At 47.3% G+C, this 12,089-nt stretch carries 12 protein-coding genes; all 12 read left to right on the top strand.

All coding sequences use genetic code 11. The features are described from left to right. The first annotated feature begins 18 nt into the window (after nt 1-18). Entirely contained in the window at nt 19-708 is a 690-nt protein-coding gene (gene radC, locus DW915_RS02465; RefSeq protein ID WP_022462847.1) for a RadC family protein, read from the top strand. Nucleotides 709-764: 56 nt separating this feature from the next. Next, on the top strand, nt 765-1,778 hold the full coding sequence (locus DW915_RS02460; protein WP_118719827.1) for a rod shape-determining protein: 1,014 nt from the start codon (nt 765-767) through the stop codon (nt 1,776-1,778). 21 nt (nt 1,779-1,799) lie between these two features. Next, nucleotides 1,800-2,651: a rod shape-determining protein MreC gene (gene mreC / locus DW915_RS02455; protein ID WP_055228139.1), complete on the top strand. Its 852-nt coding sequence runs from the start codon at nt 1,800-1,802 to the stop codon at nt 2,649-2,651. Next, on the top strand, nt 2,652-3,179 hold the full coding sequence (gene mreD / locus DW915_RS02450) for a rod shape-determining protein MreD (RefSeq protein WP_022462850.1): 528 nt from the start codon (nt 2,652-2,654) through the stop codon (nt 3,177-3,179). It abuts the gene before it with no gap. Beyond that, nucleotides 3,164-6,148 (top strand): penicillin-binding transpeptidase domain-containing protein, encoded by a 2,985-nt coding sequence (locus DW915_RS02445; RefSeq protein WP_118741486.1) that lies wholly within the window; start codon nt 3,164-3,166, stop codon nt 6,146-6,148. Before mreD ends, DW915_RS02445 begins: the two co-directional genes overlap by 16 nt. A gap of 129 nt (nt 6,149-6,277) precedes the next feature. After that, on the top strand, nt 6,278-7,057 hold the full coding sequence (gene minD, locus DW915_RS02440) for a septum site-determining protein MinD (protein ID WP_022462852.1): 780 nt from the start codon (nt 6,278-6,280) through the stop codon (nt 7,055-7,057). Nucleotides 7,058-7,069: 12 nt separating this feature from the next. Continuing rightward, nucleotides 7,070-7,330, top strand: coding sequence for a cell division topological specificity factor MinE (locus DW915_RS02435; protein ID WP_022462853.1), 261 nt, complete (start codon nt 7,070-7,072; stop codon nt 7,328-7,330). Next, complete coding sequence (locus DW915_RS02430; protein ID WP_022462854.1) at nt 7,314-8,510, top strand: FtsW/RodA/SpoVE family cell cycle protein; 1,197 nt, start codon at nt 7,314-7,316, stop codon at nt 8,508-8,510. The genes DW915_RS02435 and DW915_RS02430 overlap by 17 nt, the downstream gene beginning before the upstream one ends. Next, nucleotides 8,485-8,889 carry a methylglyoxal synthase gene (gene mgsA, locus DW915_RS02425; RefSeq protein ID WP_022462855.1) on the top strand — a complete coding sequence of 135 codons (405 nt, stop codon included), beginning with the start codon at nt 8,485-8,487 and terminating at the stop codon, nt 8,887-8,889. The genes DW915_RS02430 and mgsA overlap by 26 nt, the downstream gene beginning before the upstream one ends. Further along, complete coding sequence (locus DW915_RS02420; protein WP_243033771.1) at nt 8,864-9,949, top strand: D-alanyl-D-alanine carboxypeptidase family protein; 1,086 nt, start codon at nt 8,864-8,866, stop codon at nt 9,947-9,949. The genes mgsA and DW915_RS02420 overlap by 26 nt, the downstream gene beginning before the upstream one ends. 221 nt (nt 9,950-10,170) lie before the next feature. Beyond that, the gene (locus DW915_RS02415; RefSeq protein WP_022462857.1) at nt 10,171-10,590 is read left to right on the top strand and encodes a hypothetical protein; all 420 of its coding nucleotides are present in this window, start codon (nt 10,171-10,173) and stop codon (nt 10,588-10,590) included. 205 nt (nt 10,591-10,795) lie between these two features. Next, a complete protein-coding gene (locus DW915_RS02410) occupies nt 10,796-12,079 on the top strand; it encodes an HlyD family efflux transporter periplasmic adaptor subunit (protein ID WP_147398411.1) in 1,284 nt (427 codons plus the stop codon). The last annotated feature ends 10 nt before the right edge of the window (nt 12,080-12,089 follow it).

The following is a 12,089-nucleotide window of genomic DNA, read 5'->3' as shown; positions in this document are numbered from 1 at the left end:
GAGTGGTGGGAGGAATACATGAGAAAAAATGGATTACGAAACCTGCCGACGATGGAACAGCCATATGAAAAATGCCTGGAAAACGGCCCGGAAAGCCTTTCCGACGCGGAGCTTCTGGCTGTCATTTTACGATGCGGGGCAAGGGGAAAAACATCCCTGGAGCTCGCAAGAGAAATTCTTTCCCTTCCCGGAAAAGAGGAGGGCCTGTTAGGACTCTATCACTGTACAAGACAGGAACTTCTGCAGATCCGCGGAGTCGGGGAAGTAAAAGCGATCCAGCTCCAGTGCATCGGTGAGCTTTCCAAACGAATGGCCGCGGCCGGAGCAAGAAAAGGTCTCTGCTTTCATGATCCGGCTTCCATTGCGGATTATTACATGGAACGTCTCCGCCACGAGGATCAGGAGGTTCTTCTCTGCATGATGCTGGACACAAAAAATCAGCTTCTCGGAGAAAAGGAAATCACAAGAGGGACTGTCAATGCGACGATGATTTCGCCGCGGGAGCTTTTTCTTGCGGCACTGCAGTTCCGTGCGGTTCATATTCTGCTGGTTCACAACCATCCAAGCGGAATCCCGGAACCAAGCGGTGACGACATTACCGTGACACGGCAGATCCGGCGGGCGGGTGAAATGCTCGGCATTACCCTGCTGGATCACATTATTATCGGGGATCACTGTTATACCAGTATGCTGGAACAGGGAATCTGATCCCGAAAATCCGAGGCAGAAATGCCCAAAGGAAGGGAACAAGTTAAAGGAGCACGATGCAGATTCGAAATGTATACGGCATAGACCTTGGCACCAGTACCGTCAAAATCTATGACCTGAAGAAAGACACAATCACAAAAGAAAAAAATATGATTGCCATACGCAACCGCGAACAGGTGATTGCCGTTGGAAATTACGCATATGAAATGCACGAGAGAACGCCTTCCAATATCGAGGTAATTACCCCCATGAGCAACGGACGCATTGCGAATGTATTGATGGTAGAAGCCGTTTTGCACACGCTTCTCCACCGCTGTACGCGCCACATGGGATACCGCCCGGAGCTGTATTTTTCAGTTCCCTGCGATATGACAGAGATTGAACGGCGTTCTTATTATACGATTGCACATAAGGGAGCCTTAAAAAACTGCCGCATGTATCTTGTGGATAAACCAATCGCGGATGCGCTGGCACTTGGCATTCCGATCAACCGCACGAAGGGTTCCATGATTGTCAACATCGGAGCGCAGAGCACAGAGATTTCTGTTATCGCCAACGCGAGGGTTATTTTTTCCAGAATCATCCCGGTAGGCGGAAAACAGTTCAACGAATCGATATGCAATCTGAACCGCCGCAAAAACAATTTCCAGATTGGCTCCAAAACAGCCAAACGTGTCAAGATTGCGCTGGCGGATCTTGGAACAGACAAAAAAAAGGCGCGGAAGGTGCGCGGCGTAGATGGTGCATCCGGTCTTCCAATGGAAGGGATCATTACTTCTTCCCTCGTAAACGAAGCACTCCTTTCCGGTGTTAATGAGATCGGCGAGGAAATCAAGCATGCGCTGGAGCGTACACCGCCGCAGATCCACGATCATATCCAGAAAGAGGGTATTTACATCACCGGCGGAAGCACAAGGATTCCGAACATTGACCGCTATCTTTCGAGACAGCTCGGCTGTCCGGTGCAGCTTTCCCAGTATTATGACCTCTGTACCATCTGTGGGCTCAAGGAACTGATCACGCACGATGCGCTGCATCGCTGGGCTTACACGGTAAATAAAAAGAAGTAAATCTATCAAAAAGGACCCGCTATGAATAAGAAGAAAAAATTTCAGCTAAAAAGCAAACATTTACTTTTCATCATGACGTTCCTGTGTCTCTCCGGCATTTTAGGCAGTGCAGCAGACAAAATGCCGGTCACGCCGATCCGGGAAGCCGCAGGCTTTGTGATCATCCCGTTTCAGAACGGAATTAACCAGATCGGTGCGTATTTGACAGACTGTCTGACCGGTTTCCAGAACGTCAAAAAACTGTCTGCCGAGAAAGAGGAGCTTGAACAGAAGGTCACGGATCTGACTGAGGAAAACAATCAGCTTGTACAGGAGCAGCAGGAGCTGCAGCGTCTTCAGGAGCTGTATCAGCTGGACCAGTCCTACTCGGAATATGAAAAAGTAGCAGCACAGGTCATCTCAAAGGATCCGGGCAACTGGTATGATACCTTTGTCATCAACAAAGGATCAAATGACGGGATTCAGAAAGATATGAACGTTATTGCAGACGGCGGCCTTGTTGGACTTGTTGAGGAGGTAAGTTCCAATTCCGCTACTGTCCGCTCTATCATTGATGACTCCAGTTCCGTGAGCGCCATGACAGCATCTACCTCGGATACGTGTATTGTATCGGGTGATCTGCGCCTGATCAGCGACGGAAAGCTTGCCTTTTCCCAGCTGAATACAACCGACACGGTAGCTGAGGGCGAAAAGATTGTGACATCGAACATCAGTGATAAATACCTCCGCGGTATTCTGATCGGCTATGTCAGTGAAATTACCGAGGACTCCAATCACCTGACGAAAAAGGGATACATCATTCCTGTTGTGGATTTTCAACATATTCAGGAAGTTCTTGTGATCAAAGAATTAAAACAGCAGGGAGGAGAGTAAATGCGCAGAAAAATCACGCTTGCCTTTCTGATTCTGGCAGCTTTCCTGTTACAGACAACTGTATTTCAGTATTTTCAGATCGCGTCCGTAACGCCGAACCTTCTTCTGATTCTGACGTCCGCCTTTGGGCTGATGCGCGGAAAAAAAGAGGGACTGATGGTCGGATTTTTCAGCGGTCTGATGATTGATCTGTTCTACGGCAGCCTGTTTGGATTTTACGCACTGCTCTACATGTATATCGGTTATCTGAACGGCTTTTTCTGCAAAGTCTTCTATGACGATGATATTAAGGTACACATTGTACTGGTCGCTGCCAGCGATCTTGTCTACAGTCTGCTGATGTATGTGCTGCAGTTCCTGCTGCGCGTGCGCCTGCACTTTTTCGATTATCTGGCGCATATTATTCTGCCGGAAATGGTATACACGGTAGTGCTCTCCATTCTGCTTTACCGGCTTTTATTTATCATCAACCGTAAACTGACCGAAAATGAAATGGAAGGACAACAGTCGCCATGGCTAAGAAGATAAGAAAATTTTTCCGCAGACTCGGTGAAAGCCGCACCCTATTGCTTGGTGTGGTTTTCCTTGCTATGTTTGCCGTCCTGATCGGAAGACTTTTTATCCTGCAGGTGGTGCATGGAGAAGAGTATGCGGATAATTTTGAACTGCAAATCACAAAAACCAGAACCCTTGAGAGTACAAGAGGAAATATTTATGACCGGAACGGAAAACTGATCGCTGGAAATAAGGTTTCCTACTCCGTAACCATCGAGGATAACGGAACGTACAACACGACAAAAGAACGTATTCTCTCTCTGAACGCAGAACTCTATCGTCTCTGTAAGCTGATTCGTGCAAACGGAGACTCGATTGACACCAGCACCTTCCCGATTGAAGTGGATGAGAACGGTGCGTTTGTTTTTACAGGTGAAGAGGGAACGACCCGCGACCGTTTCCGTGCAGACATTTATGGACAGAAGAAAATCGACGATATGACGGCAGAACAGAAGAGTTCCAGTGCCGAAACACTGATGACATTTCTTGCCGGACCGGACGGCTTTGGCCTGGATGCCTATTCTGACGATGAAAAATACGCATATTCTGCCAAAGATTTTGAAGAGTATGGTCTTCCATACCAGACAGACGAATCCGGAAATGCGGTCCTTTCTCTTTCCAATCAGGAGCGTCTGGAAATTCTGGTGATCCGCTATAAGATGAAACAGACGAATTATCAGAAGTATGTCCGCGTGACAGTTGCTTCCGGCGTCAGCAGCAATACAACTGCATCGATTGCAGAGAATGAAGATGTTCTGCAGGGTGTCAGCATTTCGGAAGATTCCGAGCGTGTATATTATGACGGAAAGTATTTTTCCTCTCTGATCGGTTATACGGGCCAGGCGTCCTCAGACGAGCTGACAGAACTGAATGAAGAGCTGAAGAGCCAGGGAAAAGAAGAAACGTATTCCACGGAATCCATCGTCGGAAAATCTGGTCTGGAACAGTATATGGAGACAAGCCTTCAGGGAACCGACGGATCAGAAGAGATTATCGTTAATAACGTCGGAAAAGAGCTGGAAACGGTAGAGGGATCCCTGGTTGAGCCAAAACAGGGAAATAACGTCTATCTTTCGATTGATTATGACCTGCAGATTGCGGTATATAAAATTCTGGAACAGAGAATTGCCGGCATTCTGAAACAGTATCTGAGTGATGTAAAATCTGTTGATACCTCAACACTTGCCAATACGGATGCCGTTCCGATTCCAATTTACGATGTATACAATGCACTGATCGAAAACAGCACGATTGATATTTCCCATTTCTCGGCGGCGGATGCCACGGAGCGTGAGCAGCGGATCTATGCACTGTTCCAGCAGAAGCTCCAGCAGGTGCTTGCCGAGATTACGCAGGAACTGACCGTTGAAACAGCAACCGTTTACAACGACCTCAGCGATGAAATGCAGGAATATGAGACCTTCATCGTGGATAAGCTGCTTTCCAGTACGATGGGTATTCTTTCTTCAACAGCAATTGATGAGAGAGACGCCACCTATCAGGCATGGAATGACGGAACGATTTCTCTTCGTGATTACCTGACGTATGCGGCAAGCCAGAACTGGATTGATGTCTCAGCACTGACGCAGGATGATGCCTACCTGGATTCTCAGGAGGTTTATCAGAAGCTGACGGAGGTTATTCTGGACCGTCTGGCAAACAATACAACATTTGCAAAAAAGATGTATCACTATATGCTGCTGCAGGATATGCTCGATGGCTATGATATCTGCAATCTGATGTATGATCAGAACCTTCTGACGAAAGAGGATGACGATTATGCCGCTTATGTTGCAGGAAATATGACACCGTTCCAGCTTCTGTCCGATAAAATCGCCAAACTGGAAATCACCCCGGCACAGCTTGCACTCGATCCGTGTTCCGGTTCTGCTGTCATTACGGACCCGAATACCGGTGCTATTTTAGCCTGTGTTTCCTATCCTGGCTACGACAACAACCGCCTGGCAAACCAGATGGATACTGCATACTGGGCAAAATTGAATACCGATGAATCCAGCCCGCTGTACAACAAAGCAACCCAGCAGAAGACGGCTCCTGGTTCCACCTTTAAACCGCTGATGGCGGTTGCCGGATTAAGCGAAGGCATAATTACTCCGACCAGTACCATCAACTGCAACGGTCTGTTCGGGGAAGGACTTGTCAACGAATCTGACTATGTCCACTGCCATCAGTTGAGCGGCCACGGAGATCTGAACATTGTCGGTGCCATCCAGAACTCCTGCAACGTGTTCTTCTGTACGCTTGGATATCGTCTGGGACTCGATGAGAACGGCACCTTTACACAGAAGCGCTCTCTGGAAATGATCCAGAAATATGCCGATATGTTTAAGCTGGATGAAAAGACGGGAATCGAAATTTCGGAAACCGATCCGAATGTAACCGATTCCCTCCCGATCCCTTCCTCGATTGGTCAGGGTACCAACAACTATACGACGACACAGCTTGCACGCTATGTCACAACGATTGCAAATTCCGGTACGGTTTATAATCTTTCCCTTCTGCAGAAAGCAACGGATTCGGATGGCAATGACATCGATATGGGCGCAGATTTCGGCCCGACGGTAAATTCAGAAATGGATGTTGATTCCAGCATCTGGGATCTGGTACACGAAGGCATGCGAAAAGTAATCAGCGTATCCAATGCGACCATTTTCCCGGAATCCTGGCCGGTAGAGCTTTCCGGAAAAACCGGTACCGCGCAGGAAGACCGTACACGTGCAAACCATGGACTGTTTATCGGCTTCTCTCACTATGAGAGCAGAGACGATATTGCTCTTGCCGTCCGCATTCCGTTTGGATATTCTTCTATGAACGCAGAGTTGGTAGCTAAGGATATCTTAGATTATTACTATGGCCTCTCAGACGATATTCTGTCCGGTCAGGCAAACTCCAACGGTGTTGCAAGCGTGAGAGCAGACTAAGGAATTTTTCCGGCAGAAACGAAGCCTGGGAAGAAAGCTGCAAAAGAGAAAGGATGCGTTTTTAAACAAAGGTTTGGACGCATCCTGCGGCATGAAAATGCAGAACAGTTTTCAACAAGGAGGTTCCAGATGAGTGAAGTCATTGTAATTACATCAGGAAAAGGCGGCGTCGGAAAGACGACAACCGCAGCAAATATCGGAATCGGGCTGGCACAGCTTGGAAAGAAAGTTGTGATGGTAGATACCGACATCGGTCTTCGAAACCTGGATGTCGTGCTCGGCCTTGAAAACAGGATTGTCTACAATCTTGTGGATGTTGTGGAGGGCAACTGCCGGATGAAGCAGGCGCTAATCCGCGACAAACGGTACGAGCAGCTCTACCTTCTCCCGTCTGCCCAGACGAGGGACAAGACAAGCGTAACGCCCGAGCAGATGAAAAAACTCTGCGATGAATTAAAACAGAGCTTTGATTTTGTTCTTCTTGACTGTCCGGCAGGCATTGAGCAGGGATTTGCAAATGCAGTTGCCGGTGCCAATAAGGCAATTGTTGTGACTACGCCGGAGGTTTCGGCCATCCGGGACGCGGACCGCATCATCGGCCTTCTGGAGGCGCAGGATCTGAGGGATATCTCTCTTGTCATCAATCGTATCCGGCCGGATATGGTAAAACGCGGTGAAATGATGTCGGTGGATGATGTACAGGAAATTCTTGCTGTTCCGCTGCTCGGCATTCTGCCCGATGATGAGCAGGTAGTAATCGCCACCAACCAGGGCGAAGCGATCGCTGGAAGCGGTTCCAAGGCAGGAGAAGCCTTTACGAATATCAGCCACAGGATCCTCGGGGAGAGTGTTCCCTACTTGGATCTTGACAGCAAAAAGGGATTTTTCCGCCGCGTATTCGGGCGATAGGAGGGAACTGGTATGGGTTTATTTTCAGGCAGAAAGCCGCACTCCGGCCTCGTTGCAAAAGAACGTCTGTCCAATCTTTTAATGGCAGAACGTCTGAACTGTTCTCCGGCATCGCTTCAGATGCTGAAAAATGATCTTTCTGCTGCTGCAGGAAAATACCTTACCGTTGAGGCGGATGAAATTTCCGTCACCATTACACAAACAACCCCTGTCATACTGACAGCGAAAATACCATTGAAAAGAAACGAGGAGTATCATGTTAAGACGATATAAGCTGAAAAATTATAATTTCCGGCTGGTCATTCTTCTGATTGCCATCAGCATTATTGGTGTGCTTCTGATCGGAAGTGCAGACAGTGCAGACCAGAAAAAACAGGCCATCGGAGTCGTATTGGGCGTAGTCATCATGATTATTGTCTCTTTGCTTGACTATAGCTGGCTTCTGAATTTTTACTGGGTTCTTTACATCGGAAATCTGATGATGCTTGGCGTTCTTTATCTCGGCGGTTCTACCGCAAAAAACACGTTTGGTGCGACCCGTTGGATTCAGATCGGAAGCTTTCAGTTTCAGCCGACCGAGCTGTCAAAAATCTTTCTGATCATGTTTTTTGCGATGTTTCTGATGAAGCATGAAGAAGATCTGAATACGGCGAAAACCATTTTTACCGCGATCGGGCTTCTGATTCCGCCGCTCGTTATGATTTACCGTCAGCCGGATTTGAAAAATACGATTACGGTCATGGTTCTGTTCTGCTTTATGATGTATGTGGCGGGCTTAAGCTACAAAGTTATCGCCGTTGTTCTGGTTTCCGGTTCAGCACTGGTACTTGCGCTTCTGCTTGTCATTACGCAGGTGAATTTCCAGCTTCCGGCGGCTCTTGACAAGACGATTGGTTATCAGCTTGGGCGAATTCAGGACTGGTTAAGCGATGATGCCGACAACGCCGACGGCCGTCTCCAGCAGCAGAATTCCATTACAGCCATCGGTTCCGGAAAGCTGACCGGAAAAGGACTCAACAACAATAAAGTTTCTTCCGCAAATAAGGGAAATTTCGTTTCCCAGAACCATAATGACTTTATTTTTGCAGTGGCAGGAGAGGAACTTGGTTTCTTTGGATGCTGCGGAATCATCCTGCTCCTGTTCCTGATTCTCGTCGAATGCATCCGGACTTCCCGGAAAGCAAAAGATCTGTCAGGAACGTTGATCTGCTGCGGTATGGCAGGACTCATTGCCTTTCAGAGCTTTCTGAATATCAGTGTTGCAACCGGAATCCTGCCGAACACCGGTACACCGCTTCCGTTCGTCAGCTATGGACTGACCTCCCTTGTAACACTTTACATCGGAATGGGGCTTGTCCTGAATGTCGGACTGCAGAACCGGGATTTTGTAACCAGAAACTATGAATTACTAAGGAGGAAAACCATCAATGAACATCGGATTGATCGCGCATGATGCAAAAAAAACGCTGCTTCAGAACTTGTGTATCGCCTACCGCTCGGTACTTGCCAAGCATACTCTTTACGCAACCGGAACTTCCGGCCGTCTGGTAGAAGAGGCAACCGGACTTAACGTCCGCAAATATCTGGCTGGACACGTTGGAGGCGTTCAGCAGATGGGTTCTCAGATTGAACAGAATGATCTGGATCTTGTGATTTTCCTGCGGGATCCGGAACAGCCGAAACAGCATGAGCCGGATGTCCATCGGATTATCCGTCTCTGCGACGTACACAGCATTCCGCTTGCCACCAATCTTGCAACGGCAGAAATGCTGATCAAATCATTAGACAGAGGAGAAATGGACTGGCGTGAAATCTACCGGAGAAACGACTAATACTACAGAAAAAGAACAGAAACTGCCTGTAACGGAGAAAAACGGGACTGCTCCGGAAAAAACCGAACATATTTTAAACCGCCTGATCATCGGCGCGGGTGTCTGTGTTGCTGTTATTGCGGTTCTGATCGGTGTGAAACTGTACCGTCAGGACCGCCAGATGGACATTACAGAGCCGTTTGCGCGAAGTATGGTGCTCGCCTCCGATCCGCTTTCGGCAGAAAAACGGTTTCAGGCTGAAACGCTCTCTGCCGATCTCTGTGTCGGTGAGACGAGCGTACCGCTGAATGATATCTCGTTTTCTTCACAGGTAAAGGCCGGACTGTTTGATCTGGATCACAAAAAAGTATTGTTCGCGCAGAATATGTATGATCAGGTCTACCCAGCCAGCATCACGAAGATCATGACGGCTCTCCTTGCCATGGAATACAACCAGCCGGATACGCAGGTAACGATCACGGAAAAGGATCTTGCGCTGGAAGATGGATCCCAGATGAGTGGACTGGCCGTGGGCGATACGGTAACGATGGATCAGCTTTTCCATGCATTGTTGATTTATTCTGCCAACGATGCTGCTATGGCGATTGCCCGCCAGGTAGGCGGAAGTGTAGAGAATTTCGTTCAGATGATGAATGATAAGGCAGCTTCCCTTGCCATGACCGGTACGCATTTTGCAAACCCGCACGGTCTTCACGATGAGAATCATTACACTACTGCATATGATGTTTATCTGATGCTGTATGCTGCCTATCAGCATACGGAATTCCAGAATACGATGTCAATGTCTTCCTACACGCTGAACATAACGCATGCGGACGGTACGGCGGGAACGATCTATTTAAGCTCCACGGACAAATATCTGACCGGAGAGAAAAACGCACCGGAAAATGTGACGGTGCTCGGCGGAAAAACCGGAACGACCGATGAGGCCGGTTCCTGCCTGGCACTGGTATCTCAGAATGCATACGGAGAACCGTTTATCTCTGTCATTCTTCATGCATCAACAAAAGTGGAACTGTACGAGGACATGAACACTCTTCTTTCCAATATCAACTCCTGACGTAATCTTTTTGCAATCCCCCGGACGGCGTTTTTTCTGCCTATCCGGGAGATTGTCGTATCCGTTTAGAAAAACAGAGCTCCTTTCCCTGCGAATTAGAAGATTTTTCAGAATTTTTTCATTTTACCATTGAAAATGTTGGTGAATTGTACTATAATTAAACCATGAACTTAAAGGTTTTTGGTGAAAATATCTTATTCTAATCTAAGGAGGAAACTGCTATGGTTCAATTAATTGTAGGCAAGAAGGGAAAAGGCAAAACAAAACAGCTGTTAGACAAAGTAAATGCAGAGGTAAAAACCGCAAACGGAAATATCGTGTATATTGACAAGAGCACAAAGCACATGTTTGAATTAAACAACAAAGTACGTCTGATTTCCGCAACCGACTATCCTCTGAAAAACAGTGATGAATTTATCGGATTTATCTGCGGTATCGTTTCTCAGGACCACGATCTCGCAAGCGTTTATCTCGACAGCTTCCTGAAAGTAGCAAAACTGGAAGGAGAGGACATCACAGATTGTGTTGAACAGCTGGAAGGCATTGGCAAGCAGTATAACATTACCTTCGTATTAAGTGTCTCCATGGATAAAGAAGAGCTTCCGGAAGGCATGCAGGATAAGATTATCGTTGCACTGTAACCAAAACTGTATTATAATAATTGCATAGCGACAAAACCAAAGGACGGCGCTTACGGCACCGTCCTTTTAGCGCATGGATTAAACAATAAAAGGAGCATACATTTTGTCTAAGCAGAAAAAGAACAGCCGCCGGCATTCGAGAATCCGTTTCCCTTTTCCGGCGTTGAATATTGGAAATATCATCTTTGGAGCCCTTTTTTTCTATATGGCAGTTTCACTTTTCTTTTACCTGACCGCCGATCATATCAAATCTTTTCAGGTTGTGCAGGGAACTTTATCCCGGAATGATACCTATACCGCATTCGCCATGCGGACAGAGAGTGTGCAGCTTTCCTCCGGCAGCGGATATGTTCAGTTCTATACCCCAAATGCATCGAAAATCAGCCGCGGAAGCGCTGTTTATGGGATTTCCGCAACAGAAAATGCCGATACCTCTGGTATTTCGGCAGATGCGGCAACGAGAACGTCGCTTCGTTCCTCGCTCGCACGTTTTTCTTCTGATTATGATTCCAGTTCCTTTTCCGGCATTTATCAGCTGAAAACAGAACTTTCCGCAAAGCTGCTTGCCGCTGCCGCTGAAAACGGAGATTCCTCATCACAGACGATATTTTATGCAGATCAGGACGGTGTTGTCGTCTACGGCAGTGATGGATATGAAAGCTATACGGAGGACAGCCTTACGCCGGAGCTTTTCTCTACGAAAGCCTCTGTGGTTTCCTTTGATTCCGGCGCGCAGACGGAGCCTGGAAATGCAGTATACCGTCTGGTGACAGATGAGCAGTGGGAAATTGCCGTTCCGGTGACGAATAAGCAGGTCGTTACACTTTCCAATTTCAGTACGATAAAAGTTAAATTTCTGAAAGACGGAAAAACACAGACGGGAACACTGAATCTAAAGTCCATTAACGATCAGAACTATGCTGTCATTTCGTTTACAAGCGGGATGATCCGTTATGCGGAAGACCGTTTTCTTTCAATAGAGCTGGTCACAAACACTGGAAGCGGACTGAAAATTCCAAATACTGCCATCACGGAAAAAGATTTCTATAAAATCCCGGCGCAGATGCTCGTACAGGGCGGAGACAGCAATTCTTCCGGTTTCCTGCGGGAAAAGACCGATAAAAAAGGAAATGTCATGCTGGATGATAACGGACAGCCGGTGACAGAATTTGTAAACGCCACGATCTATGAGCAGGTCAATGATGAAAATGATAATCCGGTCGAATATTACGTTGACATGGCCGCTTTTAATGATGGAGATATACTTTGTGCACAGGATTCCGCCACAACGTATCAGATTGGAGAAACGGTTCCGCTGCAGGGTGTTTACTGCATCAACAAAGGATATGCTGTATTCCGCAAAATTCAGATCGTCGATCAGAATGCGGAGTATTCTATCATAAAAAAACAAACGCAATACGGCATTTCGCAGTATGATTATATTGTGGAAAATGCATCCACCGTCAGTGAAGAAGATATTGTGCATTAAATACTGGAGG

It is taken from the genome of Blautia sp. AM42-2, from assembly GCF_003480245.1.
Classification (GTDB): Bacteria; Bacillota; Clostridia; order Lachnospirales; family Lachnospiraceae; genus Fusicatenibacter; species Fusicatenibacter saccharivorans.
The sequence above is the reverse complement of the archived record's forward strand: the minus strand, read 5'-3'. Positions and strand labels throughout refer to the sequence as shown.